Origin of the sequence: Capnocytophaga felis, from assembly GCF_009684755.1 — a bacterium.
Lineage (GTDB): Bacteria > Bacteroidota > Bacteroidia > Flavobacteriales > Flavobacteriaceae > Capnocytophaga > Capnocytophaga felis.
The window spans coordinates 1-21,387 of the sequence record NZ_BLBC01000018.1; the positions used below are offsets into that span (position 1 = coordinate 1).

Annotated in this window: 17 protein-coding genes; 15 read left to right on the plus strand and 2 right to left on the minus strand. The window is 33.4% G+C overall.

Annotated features, from left to right (window positions below):
- Window positions 1-316 precede the first annotated feature (316 nt).
- Together GN105_RS12035 and GN105_RS12040 are read right to left on the minus strand one after the other, a co-directional pair.
- Entirely contained in the window at window positions 317-991 is a 675-nt protein-coding gene (locus GN105_RS12035; protein ID WP_155285642.1) for a glycosyltransferase family protein, read from the minus strand.
- Window positions 981-1,553, minus strand: coding sequence for a hypothetical protein (locus tag GN105_RS12040; RefSeq protein WP_155285643.1), 573 nt, complete (start codon window positions 1,551-1,553; stop codon window positions 981-983). Before GN105_RS12040 ends, GN105_RS12035 begins: the two co-directional genes overlap by 11 nt.
- A 504-nt stretch (window positions 1,554-2,057) precedes the next feature.
- Here GN105_RS12040 and GN105_RS12045 point away from each other — a divergent pair.
- From GN105_RS12045 to GN105_RS12115, 15 genes are all read left to right on the plus strand, one after another.
- Window positions 2,058-2,735, plus strand: a complete 678-nt coding sequence (locus GN105_RS12045) for a lanthionine synthetase LanC family protein (RefSeq protein WP_173015007.1) — start codon at window positions 2,058-2,060, stop codon at window positions 2,733-2,735.
- A complete protein-coding gene (locus tag GN105_RS12050) occupies window positions 2,732-3,961 on the plus strand; it encodes a TIGR04157 family glycosyltransferase (RefSeq protein ID WP_155285645.1) in 1,230 nt (409 codons plus the stop codon). Before GN105_RS12045 ends, GN105_RS12050 begins: the two co-directional genes overlap by 4 nt.
- Window positions 3,962-4,097: 136 nt before the next feature.
- The gene (locus GN105_RS12055; RefSeq protein WP_155285646.1) at window positions 4,098-4,343 is read left to right on the plus strand and encodes a TIGR04149 family rSAM-modified RiPP; all 246 of its coding nucleotides are present in this window, start codon (window positions 4,098-4,100) and stop codon (window positions 4,341-4,343) included.
- A gap of 105 nt (window positions 4,344-4,448) precedes the next feature.
- Window positions 4,449-5,705, plus strand: coding sequence for a DUF4934 domain-containing protein (locus GN105_RS12060; protein WP_155285647.1), 1,257 nt, complete (start codon window positions 4,449-4,451; stop codon window positions 5,703-5,705).
- Between the two features lie 6 nt (window positions 5,706-5,711).
- The gene (locus GN105_RS12065) at window positions 5,712-7,172 is read left to right on the plus strand and encodes a radical SAM peptide maturase (protein ID WP_227977437.1); all 1,461 of its coding nucleotides are present in this window, start codon (window positions 5,712-5,714) and stop codon (window positions 7,170-7,172) included.
- Between the two features lie 7 nt (window positions 7,173-7,179).
- A complete protein-coding gene (locus tag GN105_RS12070) occupies window positions 7,180-8,379 on the plus strand; it encodes a TIGR04150 pseudo-rSAM protein (protein ID WP_155285648.1) in 1,200 nt (399 codons plus the stop codon).
- Window positions 8,380-10,587 carry a peptidase domain-containing ABC transporter gene (locus tag GN105_RS12075; protein WP_155285649.1) on the plus strand — a complete coding sequence of 736 codons (2,208 nt, stop codon included), beginning with the start codon at window positions 8,380-8,382 and terminating at the stop codon, window positions 10,585-10,587. It abuts the gene before it with no gap.
- An 8-nt stretch (window positions 10,588-10,595) separates the two neighbouring features.
- Window positions 10,596-11,906, plus strand: a complete 1,311-nt coding sequence (locus GN105_RS12080) for an HlyD family secretion protein (protein ID WP_155285650.1) — start codon at window positions 10,596-10,598, stop codon at window positions 11,904-11,906.
- Between the two features lies 1 nt (window position 11,907).
- Complete coding sequence (locus GN105_RS12085; protein ID WP_155285651.1) at window positions 11,908-12,618, plus strand: lanthionine synthetase LanC family protein; 711 nt, start codon at window positions 11,908-11,910, stop codon at window positions 12,616-12,618.
- The gene (locus tag GN105_RS12090) at window positions 12,609-13,376 is read left to right on the plus strand and encodes a galactosyltransferase-related protein (protein ID WP_155285652.1); all 768 of its coding nucleotides are present in this window, start codon (window positions 12,609-12,611) and stop codon (window positions 13,374-13,376) included. The genes GN105_RS12085 and GN105_RS12090 overlap by 10 nt, the downstream gene beginning before the upstream one ends.
- 8 nt (window positions 13,377-13,384) lie before the next feature.
- Entirely contained in the window at window positions 13,385-14,440 is a 1,056-nt protein-coding gene (locus tag GN105_RS12095) for an efflux RND transporter periplasmic adaptor subunit (protein WP_155285653.1), read from the plus strand.
- Window positions 14,441-14,459: 19 nt separating this feature from the next.
- The gene (locus tag GN105_RS12100) at window positions 14,460-17,522 is read left to right on the plus strand and encodes an efflux RND transporter permease subunit (RefSeq protein WP_155285654.1); all 3,063 of its coding nucleotides are present in this window, start codon (window positions 14,460-14,462) and stop codon (window positions 17,520-17,522) included.
- A 19-nt stretch (window positions 17,523-17,541) separates the two neighbouring features.
- Entirely contained in the window at window positions 17,542-18,756 is a 1,215-nt protein-coding gene (locus tag GN105_RS12105) for a DUF4934 domain-containing protein (RefSeq protein WP_155285655.1), read from the plus strand.
- Window positions 18,753-20,240, plus strand: a complete 1,488-nt coding sequence (locus GN105_RS12110; protein ID WP_155285656.1) for a TolC family protein — start codon at window positions 18,753-18,755, stop codon at window positions 20,238-20,240. The genes GN105_RS12105 and GN105_RS12110 overlap by 4 nt, the downstream gene beginning before the upstream one ends.
- Before the next feature lie 14 nt (window positions 20,241-20,254).
- Window positions 20,255-21,382 (plus strand): BF3164 family lipoprotein, encoded by a 1,128-nt coding sequence (locus GN105_RS12115; RefSeq protein ID WP_155285657.1) that lies wholly within the window; start codon window positions 20,255-20,257, stop codon window positions 21,380-21,382.
- Window positions 21,383-21,387: the final 5 nt, after the last annotated feature.

A 21,387-nucleotide genomic window follows, 5' to 3' on the forward strand; every position in this document is an offset into this window, starting at 1 on the left:
CGACCCTGATTTGGCTCATTTAGTGAGGAAAGAGGAGGAAAGAGATTAAAAGAGAAGTGTATTTAACAACTCATTAAGTTCTCTATAAACGGTTATTAAACCTTATTGGAAATATGCATAAGAATTATGCCCGTAATAAAGAAGTTATAATAAATATATGTTATTTTATAAATAACTAGCAAATTAAATTAACTTAATTTGCAGTGTAAAAACAGCTTTATTCAATCACTCTCTAAACCCTTTAAATATACGTTAAATATTTACAAGGAAATGACAAGTGCTCCGTGTCCTTAACTTGCACATTGATATTTTTCTTTTACATATTTCCAATATTTTTCCTAATAAAATTAAATCTTTCCATATCATGAATGGTATCTATATCAATAAAAGGGGCTTCGTTAATAACACTTTGGAATTTCCCTTTCCAAAAATGATAATTAGTATTTGATTCCTGAATTACTCTCTCCAAAAAGGACTTTTTGATTAGGTATAACGCTCCATCCACCATGTAATATTGTTTGCAATCTTGTCCTCTTCTACTTTTCTTGTACAAAAAACGTGGATTATTATCGTCTCCAATATCTACAAAAAAATTACTTCTATCTGTGAATACATTTAATGACACTATAAAATCAATATTGGGATATTTCTCTTTTTTCTCTTCAAACAAATTACATAAACTTAATGTTCTAAAAGGATGAGTAACAGGCATTAAAAAAAAGTAATCTTCTCTCATTTCTGCTTTTTTCAAAAAGTTATAACAAGAGAGTAATTCATCTTGATTATCAATTCTAACCTCGAAATAAGTCCTTACTCCCAATAATTTAGCATAGCTTTCCAAATCCAAACTATCCGTTATTACAATTGCATCCTCCAATCTTTTTATTTCCTGCAAATAAGTAATTGTATATGCTAACAATATTCTGTTTTTGTTAGGACATCTTACACTATTGCCCTTTATTGGTATTAAAATAGGGTATTTACTTTTCATTGTCAAAAACTCTTTTTATCTGTCCTTCTTTTAGTAATTGAAGAAGATACTGTTGTTCGTAAATTCCTCCTCCTTTATGATAGCTCCAATTTGGATGATTATCTATTAGAAAAGCCCTCTTCTCTACATCTAAACAAGTGATATAAATATCATATTCATCCTTCCATTTTTCTTCATTCAACAAATGGGATAGTAGCCTAACTGAACTAGTGGGACGTTCAAACCCTACGTCTTTGAAACAATACTCTGGTTTTATCAACTCTATATTAACATATTGTTCTTTTGTTAAGTACTCCTCCCATTCATCAAATTTTTTGTACCAATCTTTGTGCATGAGAATGTGTTTCATTTTCTTTATCTCATTCTTATACTCTCCTCCTTTAAAAAATTGCTTAAAAATAATATTTGCTTCAAGGAACAAGCCATCTAATCGATTAATTGCCGTTTCTTTCAAGTAATTCATTCTATTTACTCGCATCACATAATCAAATGAGGCGATTTCTTCCGATAAGTTTTTTCGTGTGGGAGGTTTATTACCTACCAAGATTAATCTCTTTTTCATCTTAAAATATAATAACGTTACAAATATACATTTTTCACAATAAATCTTTAGTAATCTACGATATATTTAAATACGTTAATTGATTATGTTTTAGAGTCTATTTATAATAAGACTAATAAAAAATCATTTTTCAATTAAAAATTTTAACAAAAAAACTTACTTTTTTTATTTTATTTTTGTTAAGTTTGCTCTGTGAAAGTTTATCTTTCTAAAGATTTAAAAAGGTTTAAGTAAGATAGTGTTTATGTTTTCTATTGTTTGTATTGTATGAGTGTATATCCTAGTGATATAAGCGTTCTTTTGATTGTTTAGAGCCAACTTGGGATAATTCTCTGTTTTCTCTTAAATCTATTGCTTGACCCTTCTATAACTTTAGAACTTTATTTGTAGAGATAAAACAGCACGTGCTAATCTGTTTTTCGTCCCATTGAATTCAGTGTTGGCTGTATTTATAGTATAAGATTTTATTATCCTTTTATCTCAAAAATATAAAAAACTGACATGATGCAAAGCAACAATAATATACTTAATAGAATTGCTAATCATTTACTAGTGAATGGTCGCTTCTTAGATAATTTAGGATTATTCCGCGGCAGGATGGGTGTCGTGATTTTCTTCTATCATTATTCACGTTATACAAATAATCCTATCTATTACGAGTTTGCTGAGGAGCTATTGGATGATCTTTTTGAAGAAATACACGATAGATTACCTATTGATTTCAAAGATGGCTATTTAGGCATTGGATGGGGAATTCAATATCTTGCTTGTCAGAAATTTATCAATGAGGATGTTGATTGTATTCTTGAAGATATTGATAAGAAAATTATGGAACGGGATATTAGGAGAATAACAGATTTTTCTTTAGAAACTGGTTTAGAGGGATTCTTTCACTATATCCTAGCTCGATTACAAAACTACAGAGATGTAAGAGATGTGTTTGATGAAAGATACTACCTTGATTTAAAATACATTATAAACATGCCAGTAGCAACACCTTTATCAAATCTTTCAAATGATACTTGGAAACTATATACAACAAAGAAATCATCTTATATTTTATCAGAACAATTTTCAAAGTTTTATTATGATAAAGTTCCTTATGGAGACAAGGTTTACGAGTGGAGATTGGGACTAGTCAATGGCTGTGCCGGTATTGGGTTGAAAACTATGAATATATGAAAAAAAATATATACATATTTAATGAAAAAGGGATTGCCGCAATGTACGGTGTAGGGACTTTTATAAAAGATTTAAGAGGTTGCTTTACTGACTCGATGTACAACCTCACTCTTATAAATTTCAATACAAACACCAACGAAGTGAGATTATCTTGTGATGATAGTACCAACATAATAGATATCCCTGAACCAAAATTTTCCCTACAAAAAAAACACAACACATATTACAAAAATTTAGTTTTCTTATTAAGACAACTCATTCCTCATCATAAAGAAAAAAATATTTTTTTCTTCAATTATCAATGTGATGGACAAATGATTTCATCATTGAGAAAGTATTACCCAAGAACTCAAATGATATTTATCATTCATTTCTTGGATTGGTCTTTACAAATATTTGGGAATACAAAAGCATTCAAAACTATAATAAGTAAAAAAAAATTATGTACTGAAAAAGAGAAAAAAGTTTTCCAAATGTATAAGGAGGAGTTAGATGTTCTTAACAATGCTGATAAAGTTATCTGTCTTTCTCAGTATACAAAGCAGTTACTGAGTGAACAATATAAAATTAATCCTAAAAAAATTCACTTGATATATAATGGACTTTTGGACAAGGAAGATGTTGTCCACCAAAACACAAGAAAGCAATTAAAACGAAGTTTGCATTTTGAAGAGGAAGAAAAAATAATACTATATGTGGGGAGATTGGATAGCCATAAGGGAGGTGTAGAACTAATAAGAGCTTTCAAAATTCTATTAGATACCAATCCAAATTGTAGATTAGTAATTATTGGTAGTGGCGATGATAGTATGTATTTCGAACAAATTAAAGGTATTTGGGCAAAAGTGATATTCACGGGGAAACTTGATAATGATACCGTTTCTAAATTCTATCAAATTGCTGATGTGGGAGTGCTCCCTTCCTTCTCAGAACAGTGTAGCTATGTTGCAATAGAAATGATGATGCACGGCTTACCAATTATAGGCACAGATTCAACAGGATTATCTGAGATGATAATTGATGGAATCAATGGATATAAAGTAAAACTAAGAGAGAGTAATAATCTTGTATTGTTAGATACATCAAAATTGAGTAAATTAATAAAAAAAGTTATCGAAACCCCAGAACTTCGAAAGAAATTATCAGAAGGCGCAAGAAGACATTTTTTGTTACACTATACATTTGACTTAATGAAAAAACAATATCGCGATATAGTAAGGGAATAAGCCACCCTTTTACAGATAATATAACATAATTTAAATTCTTTGCTGGCTACAAATTTAATAATTCAAACTTATTGGGCTATACACATAGCTCGAACTTAGATATAAAAACATTGTGAAATTTAAAATTCTTTTTATCATGAAATCTTTAAAAAAACTTAAATTAAATCAATTGCGTGAAGCAGACTTGAGTGCTAAAGAAATGTCTGAATTAAAAGGTGGAACACACTGTTGTGGATGTGGTTGTCATGGACCTTCCTCAACTAAAAACAACTTCAACGCCAATCTTGAAGGGGGATATAGTTCAGTAGGAGGAAATAAAATGTGTACCTGTTATGAATGGCCAGACAGCTGGAGTTGGTCAGATGTTACTAGCACCCATTAATTTAGATCAAAGTCTGTTTAAAACCAGATCCTAAAAAATGATTTTTAACTCTGAAGTCTGCTTCATAGAAAATATGAAGTAGACTTCTTTAAAAAACGCCAGAATATGAGTTCTTTACATCTCTCTTTTTATCGATTTTTTCTTTCTTTTTCAGTAGTGGTTTTAATAAGTTGTGAATCATCAAATAAAAATAACAACACTGTTTCTAAACAAAAGGAAGTCAATCCCGCTTCTTCCTTAGAAAAAATAATTGACTTAGAAAAAGCCATTGAAAACCCTATAGAACCACTGAATTTGAGTGATTTTGTAGAGGATATAGAATATATTCGTCCGGAATATCCCGCTTCGCTGGTAGATATGATTTTTGATGTAGCACTAAATGAAAATTATCTCTTACTACAAGTTCGAGAACGACTTTTGTGTTATTCCCGAGGTGGAAAATTTTTACGAGAAATCGGGAAAAAAGGACAAGGTCCCAAAGAACATTTAGGTATTCGGGCTTCTTCTCTACACGACAGCCTTGTCGCCATCCACAGTAATTTTAGTCGAAAAGTTTTATGGTATAACACTGATGGTGAATACCTAAAAGAGACCCCCGTTGCGGATGGAGTTCTAAATATTGACGTTTTAAATGATGATAGAATTGTAATACATCACTTTCCACACGCAACTCCAATAGATGACCCCAACCTCTGTATCGTAGGAATAATTAACAGCAAGGGAGATACTATCCAATTAAAAAAAGCAAAGCCGTATTATTCAAAAGGACAAACCTTGCAGCAAAGTATATGGAAATATAATGATATGGTTCGTGTATTGAGTTGTATAAATGACACTGTATATTCCGTTTCAAAGGACGAAATTTTCCCCACTTATGTTGTTAATTTTGGAGAATACAAAGTAAGTCAAGAATTTTTTTCTGATATGCACTCGAGTCCATCAGAAAAAAGCGAGAAAGGAAGAAAATTTATTCGACATCTTTCCTTTTCAGAAATGTTTGACAAGATACTGATAACATTCATATATGACAAAAAAAATTGGTACGGAGTCCACAGCAAGCAATCGGGGGAAACTTCGGTATGGAGCGTGAAGCCTGACAGCATCAATAAATACGGATTTTTAAAAGGTGGTGGCTGGGTAAATGATGTTGACGGAGGTTATTCGGTTACATATTTGAAATCTAATTCTGATGGTTATTTTATTAGAATTGTTCCACCCGATGAATTAAAAGCTCGGTTTTTAGAAAATAAAGAACGTATCAAGGTAAAATATCCTGAAAAACAAAAAAAATTAGAACAACTTGTCAATTCATTAGATGATGATGAGAATCCTGTAATTATAATTTATAAACTGAAAAAGTAAAAAGATATGAAAGAGATAGTTCCTTTTCAGCTACAAAGTAAAAATACTTATTTGTTTGTTAATAAGATTGATTTTAAATATGTTATGCTTACACATCCAGCAATAACAAAGTATCTCTCTGAAAATGAATTAGAGACAAGTGTTCCTGCTCAAACACCAGATGAAATTTACTATAAGAGTAAAGCCCAATATCTAAAATCAAAATTACCCCAAGAAAATCATTCATTTTCAGGAAGGATACACCCAAAACAAGTGGAAGATTTTTTATCAAATACTCATCAAATCGTATTTGAGGTTACTGATGCGTGTAATTTGAATTGTACATATTGTGGATACGGCAGTTTATACGGAAATTATGATGAGCGAGAAAGCAAATCTTTGAATATGGAGGATATTACCTCTTTGTTTTCTTTTCTTGACAATTTGCAACAAAAAAGAAACAAATCCTTCAAAGACACCATTTATATTAGTTTCTATGGAGGAGAACCTTTAATGAATATGCCGTTTATCAAAGAGGTTGTCTCATACATACGCAGTCATAAAAAAGATGAACATAAATATGTTTTTAGCATGACAACTAATGGCATGCTGTTACATAAATATATGGATTTCTTAGTAGAAAATGAGTTTCATATTCTTATCAGTCTGGATGGCAATGAAAAAAATCATTCCTACAGAATAACCAAGCGAGGTGATAATTCTTTTAAATACATCATCAAAAACATTGATTTATTATTTGATAAATATCCTACATATTTTGAGAATTTTGTAGAGTTTAATGCCGTTCTACATAACAGAAACTCGGTAAAAGAGATTTACGATTATATCTATACCCGTTATAATAAAAAACCAAGAATTGGGGAACTCAACAATTCAGGGATTTTACCAGAAAAGAAAGAAGAGTTTGAAAAAATGTACAGAAACACTTCTGAAAGTTTGTACAGTTCTGAAAATTATACAGAATTGGAACGTGAAATGTTCACATTTGCTCCTTCATACCATAATGCCTGTAATTTTTTACATTCTTATAACATTGGAGTCGTGAAAACATATAATGATTTTTTTACAAAGAATCAAAAAATAAATTATATCCCTACGGGGACTTGTATGCCTTTTTCTAAAAAAATTTTTGTGACTGTAAATGGCAAGATACTCCCTTGTGAACGTATTGGACATAATTATATGTTGGGGATTTTGTCTAAGGACGGAATATCCATTGATTTTGAAGAAATTGCTGCAAAATATAATTCCTACTATGATAAATTACATCGGCAATGTTCTAAATGTTATCTATTAGGGAATTGCTACCAATGTATGCTTACCATTGATGATATGGATGAGAAACCGATCTGTCACGGTTTTATGAATAGGAAAAACTTTGCAAGATTTTTAGGTACGAACATGTCCTTTTTTGAATCTCATCCTACTGATTATTACAGAATTATGGAGGAAGTAATCGTTAAATAAGTTTGTTATGAATATAGATATTAATCAGAATTATTGGCTAACTGTTGAGCCTTATGTATATATAAATTTTACCCAGAACTCGGTACTTTTATATAACACTTTAGATGCTGCATATACTGAATCCACAAATCCATTGATTGTAGAATTAATGCGGCAAATATGTGTAAAAGAGAATTGTGGGGTGTGTTTATTAACAAGTAAAAACCTGACAAATGATGATGTAAGGAGTTTCATTATAGATATTCGTGAAAAATTTATTGGAGATATACTTCCTGTAGCACTTTCCGAAGGTAGACCAGTTCAACTTATTTCTCTTCTGAATTTTCAACAAGATAAAATGAGACTCAACGACGACAAAATGAAGGAAAATATAGAACCTAGTATTTCCATTGGTGAAAATATATTGGAAAACCTTCACGAAGTAAATTTATTTTTTGAAGAAAAGAACGATTTAGGTATAGAGGTATATAGCGATATTCTAATCCAGATGGAAAATGTGCCCAGAATCAATTTATGTGGAGAGTTTTTAAAATATCCCCAACTTCCTCTTCTAGTGAATTTTTTAAGTAAGACACAAGGAAATAAAGCTATTGTTACTGATTATCAAGATATTAATGTTAATGATATCCTGACAGCTAACCTTGATGAAGGCTATTCTTTTCAGGTAAATGTTGATTTTCCTCTTGATAACAAAAAACAATGGGATTCTTTAATTACCTTAATATCATCATCTAAAAGAAAAATTAAATTCGTGTTTGGAATAAAAAATGAAGCAGATATTGATGAGGTTGAAAAGATGATAATTGATTACAAAATAGAGGATTATCAGTTTTCTCCTATTTATAATAGTCAAAACATTGATTTTTTTAAGGACAATGTGTTTTTAACAAAAGATGATATTTTTTCAACTCCACTATCAATGAAAGAAATTTTTGCCAACCAAACGTTGAATACATACAACTTCGGGAGAATTTTCATAAAATCTAATGGGGATGTCCTTACTAAAAAAAACACAAAACCCATCGGAAACATAAAAAAAGACACCATAAAAAAAATCATTTTTGATGAAATTTCTGAAGGAAATTCATGGTTGGAAATTCGTAATCAACAACCTTGTAGCAACTGTCTCTATCAATGGTTGTGTCCATCTCCCTCAGAGTATGAAAAAGCTATCAATAAACCCAATTTATGTCACGTTGAACCATAAATGAAAACTTTTCCAAAATACACCCAACTTGATGCGATGGATTGTGGTCCTACTTGTTTACGTATGATTGCAAAATACTATGGTAAACATTACAGCTTGGAGACCCTCCGTCAATATTCTTTTATTACACGTGAAGGGGTGTCTATGCTGGGAATAAGTGATGCGGCTGAACGTATTGGGTTTCGCACATCAGGGGTAATGATTTCTTTTGAGCAATTAATTAAGGAAGTTTCTCTTCCTTGTATTGTTCATTGGAAACAAAATCATTTTGTGGTTCTTTATGATATAAAAAAAAACAAAAGAACAGGAATTCGTTTGTATGTAGCTGATCCTTCTTTGGGGTTAGTTACATACGACGAGATTGATTTTAAAAAATGTTGGTATAGTACAAAAAAAAACGAAGAAGAAAAAGGAACAGCATTATTATTAGAACCTAGTCCTGAGTTTTATGATTTTGAAGAAGAAAAGGAAAATCACTCTCAAAATCTACGTTATTTTTTTCGTTATCTCACTCCTTATAAAAAACAATTTGTACAATTGATTTTGGGAATGGTGGTTGCAAGTATCCTTCAACTGATTTTTCCTTTTCTTACTCAATCATTAGTGGATATTGGTATTCACAATGGAGATATTGGATTCATAACCTTGATATTAATTTCACAACTAATAATTTTCACGGCACGGCTTTCTGTAGAATTCATTCGAAGTTGGATATTACTTCACATGAATACGAGAATAAACATAGCTTTGATTTCTGATTTCTTAGCAAAACTTATGAAGCTACCCCTTCGGTATTTTGACACAAAAATGATTGGTGATATAATGCAACGTATTAATGACCATAAACGGATTGAAACGTTTCTTACAGGTAGTTCTATTGGTACCCTTTTTTCCTTCGTTAATTTTTTTGTGTTTTTTATTGTGTTAGCATACTATAATTCCCTTATTCTTGGTGTTTTTCTTTTGGGGAATTTTTTGTATCTAGCTTGGATTCTGTTTTTTATGAAATTTCGTCGTGAACTAGATTATAAAAGATTTGCTCAATCAGCTGGGGAACAGAGTAACATCATTCAGCTAATCACTGGGATGCAAGAAATTAAACTTAATAATTGTGAAAAACAAAAAAGATGGCAATGGGAACGCATCCAAGTGAAGCTTTTTAAAATAAGTATTAAAGTTTTGGCTTTGGGACAAATACAACAAGTTGGTTCTGTTTTTTTCAATCAAACTACCAATATAATAATCTCTTTCATTGCTGCCCAATCTGTTGTAAAAGGAGAAATGACGTTAGGTATGATGATGGCTTTGACATACATTGTTGGGCAAATATCTGCTCCCATAGAGCAGTTTATAGATTTTGCCCGTGTTTTCCAAGATGCACAAATTAGTTTAGAGCGTTTAAATGAGATTCATAATAAGGAAGATGAGGAAGAAGACGTCAGTAACAAACTGACTTTTTTGCCTGACAAACGTGATATTTCAATAGAAAATCTTTCGTTCAGTTATGATGGGGCTGACCGAGCTTACATATTAAACAATATCAATCTAATCATTCCAGAAAAAAAAGTTACTGCCATTGTGGGAGCTAGTGGTAGTGGGAAAACGACCCTGATAAAACTATTATTAGGGTTCTATGAACCAAACAAAGGAAGTATCAAAATAGGAGAAACTCCACTAAATTTTATCAACCCGCATCTATGGCGTAGCAAGTCTGGATCGGTTATGCAGGATGGTTTTATTTTCTCTGATACTATTGCCAAAAATATTAGTGTAGGTGACGATCATGTAGACATTGACAAGTTAGTTAACGCCGTTACAATTGCTAACATTCGTAAGTTTATTGATTCTCTCCCATTAGGTTATGACACCAAAATAGGAATGGAAGGAAATGGGATTAGCCAAGGGCAACGACAACGCATTCTTATAGCTCGTGCTGTATATAAAAACCCTGAATTCATATTTCTTGATGAGGCTACTAATGCGTTAGATGCAAATAACGAAAAAGAAATAATGAAACTTCTTAACGAATTTTATAAAGGTAGAACTGTTATTGTTGTTGCCCACCGATTGAGTACAGTTCGCAATGCCGATAAAATAGTAGTTTTAGATAAGGGAATGGTTGTAGAGGAAGGTTCTCATGAAGAATTGACAAACTTACAAGGAAAGTATTACGAATTGGTTAAAAACCAACTTGAATTGGGTAAGTAAGCAATCATATGGAAAGTAAAAAAACATATAAAAAGATAGAACTTCACAGTGAGGAAGTACAAGAAGTGATGAGCCAGATTCCTTCTTGGATACTCAGAAATGGAGTTACTCTTCTATTTTCCATTGTTATGATATTACTCATTGGTAGCTGGTTTTTTAAATATCCTGACACTATTACAGCCAATATTACTATAACTGCATTAGACCCTTCTGTAAGTATTGTTGCCCGTTCAACGGGAAAGTTAGACGAAATCTATGTCAAAAATCATCAAAAAGTTACAGCAGGAACACCATTAGCTGTTATTCAAAACTCAGCCAACAAAGATGATATGTTATTACTTATCCAGATGGTGAAACAGAGAGATTTTTTGAAATTTATTGATTGTGATACATTATTCATTTTTAATAAAAAATCTTTTGCTTTAGGTGATATACAACCTTTTTACACTGCTTTTCTCGACAAACTGAACGATTATCAAATGTTCAAAAAATTAAACTACCTTCCACAGAAAATAACTTCACAACGAAAACAGTTATCCATACAGCGAAAACATTACAACCAAATAATTAACCAAAAAACAGTCATGAGAGAACAATTTTCTGTTTCAAAAAAGATTTTTGAACGAGATTCTATACTTATGATAAAGAATGTTATCTCCGGAAATGAGTATGATATAGCTAAAAAAACATTTTTACAAACAAAACTATCATACCTCTCTTTTGACACTGCAATCAAGCAGTATGAACTCCAAATAGCACAAGGGAAAGAAAATCTTCTTGATTTACAAAAACAAGCTACGGAACTAGAAGGTAAATATGAACTCTCTTTACAGAACTCTATAGAAGAACTTAGTGCACAAATTAAATCATGGGAACGTGATTTTTTATTAGTAAGTCCCATTGATGGCTATGTAAATCAAATGGAAATATGGAGCAAAAACCAATACGTCAATACAGGAGAAACTGTTTTTACGGTTGTACCTACATCACAAAACAAACCACGAGGAAAAGCTTTTCTCCCTATTCAAGGAGCTGGAAAAGTAAAAATGGGACAACGTGTAAATGTTCGTATCAACAATTTTCCTGATAAGGAATTTGGATACTTAATCGGAGAAGTAAAAAGTATATCAAATGTCCCTAGTGCAGGAGGATTCTATGTTGTAGAAATTGTATTTCCAGAAGGTTTACAAACCAACTATGGTAAAACATTACCCTTTACTCAACAATTATCAGGCAGTGCTGATATAATAACGGAAAATCTACGTTTAATCGAAAGATTTTTTATGCCTATAAAAAAATTATTAAAAAATCAAGAATAATATGATTACACAACAACCATTTTTAGATTCGTATACAAATTTTTTAATAAAAAAAGGACTTTCCTCCCCTAACATAAGTCTCTGGGAAGGGAAAATGGGTATTGCCATTTATTTATTTCACTTGAACAGAATTACCAAGAACAAAAAATATGAAAATCGAGCTTTTGAATTCATAGAGGAAATATTGAATGATTTATCCCACAATATTTCTCTTTCATACGCAACAGGATTATTAGGGATAGGATCAGGGTATCAGTATATACTTTCTAACGAGTTCGCTTATGGTGATAGTGATGAGTTATTAGAAGAAATAGACTCTATAGCCATACATAGTATTGATACACGTCCGTCACAATCATTTAATTCTCTTTCCCTTGCAAGTGGAATTTGTGGAATAGGTTTTTATTTGTACCTTCGTTTAAAAAATACTACAAATAATAATGATTCCTTGGCATCATTAAAAAATATGGAGTACCTCATATATTTGATTGATTGGATAGAAGAATTGTTACTAAAAACAAATAATAAACAAAATATAAACGACACTTACTTTCTGTTATGCCGATTACACAAATTGAATGTGATTAATTTCAAAGTAGAAGAAATTATTTCTTTTTGTTTAGATAAGATCAAAAAATTAAATATTTCTCTACACGATAACTATGATCTATTAGGTATTAACTCTCTAAAACTTTTGAAACTATGGATATAACTAAAAAACTCACTATCGTTATACCTATTCGCATTGACAGTAAAGAACGAAAAAGAAATTTAGATACAGTTTTGCAATCATTGTTAGAATTGACAAGTGCGTATATTATTATTCTGGAAGCTGACAAAGTTCAAAAATATTCCTATGCTAAGATAATGGAAAGAATTAAATATATTTTTATAGAGGATAATGATCTGATTTTTCATCGTACTCGTTATTTGAATCAACTGTTACGAATGAGTGAAACCAATATTGTTGGTATTTGGGATACAGATGTTCTTTTCGATAAAGAACAGATAGAAAAAGCTACTATTGAAATTCAGAATGGGGCAACTCTTTGTTATCCATACGATGGACGAGCTGTATTTATAGGAGAGCAAGAAAGTGAAGAAATAAGAACCGACGTACTTCTTTTCCTTAATTGTAATAGCAAAAAAAGTTACTTACCTTTTTTAGCTCGACCATCCGTTGGTGGAGCATTTATGGTAAACAAACGGCGCTACATAGAGAATGGAGGAGAGAATGAAAATTTTTATGGTTGGGGACCCGAAGATGCTGAACGGTTCAAACGTATGGAAATTCTAAAAGAACCTATATCACGTATTCCAGGATTTTTATATCACCTATATCATCCTCGAGGTATAAATTCAACCTTTGGATTTGATGATAGGGGAAAAAATAATATCAAAGAATTTTTGAAAATCTGCAAGATGAATATCTATCAAATTAGAGAATATATTAAAACTTGGAAGCAATAGGAACTGCAATGAAGAAAATAACATTATCCACTATCGGTTTAATTTTTTTACTCTCTTGTAAAACAGAAACTACCAACACAAAAGAAGAAAACGTACAGCAATTACTTCTCGAATCGCCTACGGAAGTAACCATTATTCCATTGCAATCCAAACCGTTTACGCACGAACTTGTCAGTAACGGTAAAATACACGCTACACAAATGGTAGGGATCAAGTTCAAAGCCAATGAAAAAATTGCTCGTATTTTGGTTAAGAATGGTGATAACGTAACCCAAGGTCAGATAATTGCCACTTTGGAGGGGTTTTCTTTTGAAAACAAGTTGCAACAAGCCCAAGACGAGGTAAGTCGTGCTCGTTTGGAACTACAAGATATGCTTATCGGTCAAGGGTTTAAGCTGAAAGATTCTGCAAATGTCCCTCCGCAAACAATGGAACTTCTCAAAGTTAAAAGCGGTTACAATAAAGCATTAAGCCATTACAAAATGGTAAAAAATGAGCTTCAAAGTGCTACTTTGTACGCACCCATCAGCGGAACAATCGCCAACCTGAACAGTAAGCCCAACACGTATCCCGATATGTCAAAAGACTTCTGTAATATTGTCAATTTGCATAGTATGGAAGTCAGTTTTCCTATTATGGAAAGTGAATTGGGGTTCGTACAAAAAGGCGGCGAGGTGGAAGTGATACCTTTTTCGATGCCCGATGTGAAAATTAAAGGAAAAATCACCGAAATCAATCCGTGGGTTGATCAAAACGGAATGGTACAACTGAAAGCCTCTGTGGCATATCATCCGAAAATGGTAGAAGGGATGAGCGTTCGGGTAAGTATTTTCCGAGCATTGGAAAAACAGTGGGTAGTTCCAAAATCGGCAGTGGTTCTGCGTACCAACCGAAAGGTTCTTTTTACGCTGAAAGATGGAAAAGCCTTTTGGAACTACATTGAAACAGGCTTGGAGAACGCTACCGAGTACACCATAACAGGCGAAACACTCAAAGAAGGCGACCCAATTATCATCTCAGGAAATATTAATTTGGCTCACGAATCTCCTGTAAAGGTGAAATAAGTTCTAAAAGCATTCTGTTATGATAAAATTCTTACTTACACGCCCGATAGCGGTATTGATGAGTTTTTTGGCACTTATCATCGTAGGTGCTATTACGTTTGGTACATTGCCCGTTTCTTTGTTGCCTGACATTCCCATTCCCGAAATTACGGTACAAGTTACGGGCGAAAACACATCGGCACGTGAGTTAGAAAACACAGTCGTTACTCCCATTCGTCAGCAATTGCTACAAGTAGGAAAACTACGCGATATCACAAGCGAAACCCGTGACGGAAATGCCATTATTCGTCTGAAATTTGATTATGGCACAAATACGGATTTGGCTTTTATTGAAGTTAACGAAAAAATTGACGGCTCTATGAGCCGTTTGCCTCGTGATACCAAGCGTCCGCAGGTGGTGAAAGCCAGTGCTACCGATATTCCCGTCTTTTATCTAAACCTTTCTCTTAAAGACGAAAAAAGCTATTCCGAACCTGATGAACAGCGTTTTTTGGAATTGTCAGAATTTGCTCAAAACATCGTAAAACGCCGCATAGAACAACTTCCCGAGGTGGCAATGGCTGATATTACGGGCTATATGCAACAGCATATCCGCATCATCCCCAATATGGATTTCTTAGAAACCGCTGGCCTGCAACTATCAGACATCGAAAATACACTACAAGCCAACAACGTAGAGCCTGGTAGTATGGTGGTTCGTGATGGCTATTACGAGTATAATATCAAATTTTCATCGGTGCTTCGCACCATAGAAGATGTTAAAAACATTTATTTCAGAAAGGGTGACCGACTTTTGCAACTCAAAGATTTTGCCCAAGTAGAATTATCCAAAAAAGGGGAAACGGGTCTTTCGGTTACAGATGGCAAACGCAGTGTAACGTTGGCAATCATCAAACAGTCCGATGAGACAATGCAAAATCTCAAAGAAAGCCTGTACCAAACCCTTGACAATCTTAAAAAATCATATCCCGATGTTCAGTTTTCCGTTAATCGAAATCAAACAGAATTACTTGACTACACTATCAGTAATCTGAATCAAAACCTGTTTTTAGGCTTTGTTTTGGTGTTTTTGGTGGCTATCTTCTTTTTGGGAGATGCCAAGTCGCCTATGGTCATCGGGCTGAGTATGTTTTCGGCTTTGATTATCTCGTTTGTCTTTTTCTATTTGTTTGACAAATCGCTCAATATCATATCTTTATCAGGAATGATATTAGCTTTGGGAATGATGATTGACAGTGCCATTATCGTTACGGATATCATCACCCAACATCGGGAAAAAGGCGAAACTTTGTTCGATGCTTGCGTAAAAGGGACTAATGAGGTGATTACTCCGATTTTGAGTTCTACTTTTACCACCATTGCCGTTTTTTTACCTCTGATTTTTTTAAGTGGGATTTCGGGAGCCATCTTTTTAGACCAAGCCTTTGCCGTAAGTGTAGGGCTGTTAGTTTCATATTTTACGGGAATTATTCTGCTTCCGATTTTGTATCATACTTTCTACCGAAAGAAATGGTTTTCAAAGGCTTCTTTCTTAGAAAAAGTACAGAAAAAGATTGACCTTCGTTTATTTGCGTGGTATGATAAAGGCATTGACTTTGTCTTTTCACACAAAAAGTGGTCGTTAATATTGGTTTTGTGTATGCTGCCTCTTTGTGTATTACTTTTTAAATATGTTCCCAAAGCCAATATGCCTCATTTAGACCATACGGAACTTGTTGCCAAGGTGGAATGGAATGAAAATATCCATATTGATGAAAACAAAAAACGAACCGACGAACTATTTCAGTCTGTGGATGAAAGGACAATAGAAAGTGCCGGATACATAGGTAATAAGCAGTATTTGTTAGAGAAAGAAAACAACCTATCCATCACGGAATCAGAGGTATATTTCAAAGCGGATTCTCCAAAAGAAATAGAAAAAATCAAAGAAAGTCTAAGCCAATGGATGCATAAAAATTATCCACAAGCAGTGCTTACATTTGCTCCTCCCAAAAATATTTTTGAAAAGATTTTCGATACCAATGAAGCTGACATAATCGCTCAGTTATACTCAAAAAATCGACAAAAAACTCCTTCCATTGCCGATATTAAGCAAGTACAGACACGCATCGAACAGAGTTCAGGTGTCTCTTCAGTAGATATTGCCTTTGAAGAGCAATTTGTCATCACCGTAGATAAAGAAAAGCTGCTACGTTACAAAGTGGATTACAGTGAGATACATCGTGAACTTAAAACAGCCTTTAAGAACAACGAAATAGCCACCCTGCGCTCATACCAGCAGTATTTACCTATAACCCTTTCAGGAAACTTGCAAACCATCAATCAGGTACTTCAAAACACAATGGTTCGCACCAACTTACGGGACGAAAACGAACAATTTATAAAAATCCCGTTGCAGTCTTTGCTTAGCATTTCAAAAGGACAAGATTTAAAAACAATCGTTTCGGGTAAAAACGGGGAGTATATTCCGCTTGTATATCCAAGTCTGGAAAATGCCAAAAACTTTATACAAGCTACTGAAAACGAACTTAAAAACGATTCACAGTGGGAAGTACAATTTGCAGGAGGGTTCTTTTCGAGCCAAAAAATGCTTAGTGAATTAGTCGTTGTACTCATTATCTCCATATTATTGATGTACTTTATATTAGCAGCTCAATTTGAGAGTTTTACTCAACCTCTTATAGTGCTTATTGAATTGCCTATTGATATTGCTTTTGCGTTGTTACTTCTGTGGGGTACAGGACACACGCTTAACCTGATGAGTGCCATTGGGATTGTAGTTTCTTGCGGAATTATCATCAATGACAGTATTTTAAAGTTAGATATGATTAATGAACTTCGCAAAGTGAATGTGCCTTTGATGGAAGCCATACATACCGCGGGACAAAGGCGTTTACGTTCCATTATGATGACTTCTTTAACCACAATTTTGGCAATGACACCGCTTTTGTTTTCGTTTGATATGGGCTCAGAATTGCAAAAGCCTCTTGCGGTTGCAATGATAGGTACAATGATGATGGGAACATTGGTAAGTTTGTTTATTATTCCGCTAATTTATTGGTTGATTTATAGAGGAAAATAGGATTTTAAAAACGAATCATATGAAAACAACGCAAATTTTAATCGGAATGGTTATGTTGTTGATAGCGTGTTCCGACAGTAAAACAAAATCCAATCAAGGAACAAATAGTGCTTCTTCCTTAGAAAAAATAATTGACTTAGAAAAAGCCATTGAAAACCCTATAGAGCCACTGAATTTAAGTGATTTTGTAGAGGATATAGAATATATTCGCCCAGAATATCCCGCGTCATTGGTGGATGTCATTTTTGATGTAGCATTGAATGAAAATTATCTCTTACTACAAGTTCGAGAACGACTTTTATGTTATTCCCGAGAAGGAAAATTTTTACGAGAAATCAGTAGAAAAGGACAAGGACCCAAAGAACACTTAGGTATTCGGGCTTTTTCCATGCGAGATAATCTTATTGGCATTCACAGTAATTTTAGCCGAAAAGTTTTGTGGTATAATCCTGATAATGAGTATTTAGGGGAAACTCCTATAGCTGATAAAGTCTCTGCTATAAATATCTTAGACAGAGACAGAATAGTTATCCATTATCCTCCTGGTACAACTTTCGTAGAAGACCCAGTACTTTACATTGCGGGAGTAATCAACAGCAAAGGAGATACCATTCAATTGAAAAAATCAAAACCGTATTATTCAAAAGGACGAACTTCACGCCAAAGTATATGGAACTACAAAGATGTAGTTCGTGTATTGACGTGTGTAAATGACACCATATATTCCGTATCGAAGGACGAAATTACTCCTGCGTATGTGGTTAATTTTGGAAAGTACAAAGTGAGTCAGGAACATTTTTCTGATATAAAATTAGAAAAAAGCGAGAGAGGTCAAAAATTCATTCAGCATCTTTCTTTTTCTGAAATGCCCACAAAAATGTTTCTAAGGTTTGTATATGATCAAAAAAAATGGTACGGAGTATATGATAAACAAACAGGCGAAACCTCAGTATGGAGTGTAGCACCTGACGATATTGACGAATATGGAATTTTAAAAGGCGGTGGCTGGGTTAATGACGTTGATGGAGGATGGTCTCCGTTGCATTTTGATTCTAATTCTGATGGTTACTTTATTGGAATTGTTCCACCCGATGAATTAAAAGCTCGGTTTTTAGAAAATAAGGAACATATCAAGGTAAAATATCCTGAAAAACAAAAAAAATTAGAACAACTTGTCAACTCATTAGATGATGACGAAAATCCTGTAATTATAATTTATAAACTGAAAAAATGAAATTCTATTCACTAAAAGAAATACTATTATTGCTGTTTGCGTTTGGTTCCGTTTCTTCTTTTTCCCAAGAGAAAACAATGACTTTAACTTTGGAGCAGTTAGTGACGATGGCAAACAGTCAATCCATAGCTTCGTTTAAGGCAAAAAATATGTACCTATCGAATTATTGGAGTTTTAAATCGTTCAAAGCAAACAGATTGCCTTCCCTTTCACTGAGTATGACGCCTTTGCGTTACAATCGGGATTTTGTAAGGCGATACGATTCCCAACAAAATATCGATGTGTATCGCCCACAACAAACCCTGTTTTCACACGGAAACCTTTCTCTAATTCAGAATTTTGATTGGTTAGGGGGGACTTTTTTTGTAGACTCAGAGTTAGGGTATCATCGTAATTTTAGCGACAATAAGTTTACGCAATATTCAAGCGTACCCATCCGTATAGGATACAGACAGCAACTTTTGGGGTATAATCCGTTTAAGTGGGAAAAAAGAATCGAACCCATCAAATACGAAGCTGCCCAAAAAGAACTTCTTTACAACTTGGAACAAACAGCAGAAGAGGCTACTAGCTACTTTTTTAACTTAGCAATGGCACAAGCGGAGCACAAATTAGCAAAAGAAAAAATACAAAGTGCAGATACGTTATACAGTATCGGGAAAGAACGTTTTGAAATTGCTGCTATTCGCCAATCCGACCTGATGACGCTACGTTTGGATAAAATCAATGCTGAAAATGCTTTACAAACTGCTGAAATTAGTGTAAAAAGAGCAATGTTTGCATTGGTTTCTTACTTAAACTTGGAAAAAGATACTAAGATTCTGTTGGATATACCCCAAAAGGTAAAAAACATCACCATAAACCCTGAAGAAGCACTCAGTTATGCCAAGAAAAACAATCCTAACTTCTTAAAACAGAAAATACAGATATTGGAACTACAACAAACGGTGGATAAAACCAAACGAGAAGCGAGATTTAATATGGGTGTTTCGGCAAGTGTAGGTTTTAATCAAGTAGCTCCGAGTTTTGACAAAGTCTATAATTCTCCCTTACAGCAGGATGTGTTTGCCATCACGCTTTCTGTCCCGATTTTGGATTGGGGTGTGAATAAGGGCAAGTACAATATAGCAAAAAGTAATCTTTCAGTGGCGGAACTCTCTACCAAACAAGAAGAAATTAAAATTGAAGAGGAAATACTGATGACTTTGGGAGACTTTCAGGTACAACAGCAAATCATTGTTAGTGCAGAGGAAGCCTTGGAGTTGGCATCACAAGCATACCAACAGACTCAAGAACGATTTATCATTGGTAAGGCAGATATTAACAGTCTTACCCTCGCTAATGACCGACACCAACAAGCACAACGCAATTATATTTCGGCACTTCGAAACTATTGGTTGAATTATTACAAAATACGAAAATATACATTATTTGATTTTGAAGTAGGAGTACCTATAACAACCTCTTTTAACGAAATTCGGTAATTTTCGAAGATATTATGAATACAAAAAATATTTTATTTGGAATTGGGCTACTGTTTTTGGGAACTTGTGGAGACAATAAAATGGTACAAAAACAAGAAGAAAAGGAAATGGCACAACTTTTTCAAAAAGAAGAAATTGTTGCAGAATTAGCTCGACTTGAAGCGGGTGAACTATTTTTCAAAAATAAAAATCCGTTTGGAGATGATATTTTATTGAAAGGAAAACAGATTGTGGGTGATACAGCTATCTTTTCAGTTAGGGAAAGTCAGCTGCTAATCAAAAATAATTATTTGATAATGAAGAGCCTAACAAATCCTGTTTTTTATATTTTCAATCTTCCTGATTTAAGACTTCAAAAGTCATTGGGTAAAAGAGGGCAAGCTCCTGATGACTTTTTGTTTCCAACAATAATTCCTTCCGTTAGTAATGATTGGCTCTGCTACTTGTTTGAAAATTCGCAGAATAAACTCTATGGTTTAGATGAAAAAGGTGATATTCAAATTATTAATAAGCCATTTGAAGAATTTAAAAAGCAAGAACTTGGTGCGACCTTACAACTTGCCAATGTAAGTGATGATGACTTTATGTACGTGACGGATAGTAAAACAGGTAAAAGTATTTTTCGCATTACACAGAAGGGGGATTCCATCAATAAAAAAGAAGTTTTTAACCTTGGATTAAATCCCACCCGAAAATCCCCTTTTACTTACATTGGTGATTTTGCTGTAAATCCTCAAAAAAACCGAATGGTATATGCTTATAAATATTTCAAAATCATCAAATTTATGGATTTGGAAGCTCAAACCGTTCGTACAATTAATTTTGAACGAGATGGATTTAATGAAGAAAGCCCCTATAAAATAAACGGATTAGACCAAAATATAACCCACTATTGGGGAGTTTGTGCACAAGATAATTATGTTTATTTTCTCTATAGTGGACGTACTCCTGAGGATGTATGGAAAGAATCTCAGAAAGAAAACTATTATATTTTTGTTGAACAATACGATTGGAATGGCAATCCTATTTGCCGGTACAAATTAGACCAATGGGGATATTTCACCATTGATGAGAAAAACAAAAAACTATACTTGGCTTCAACAAATCACGATGACCCTTTTTTTGAGTTTCAATTGCCTTAATATAA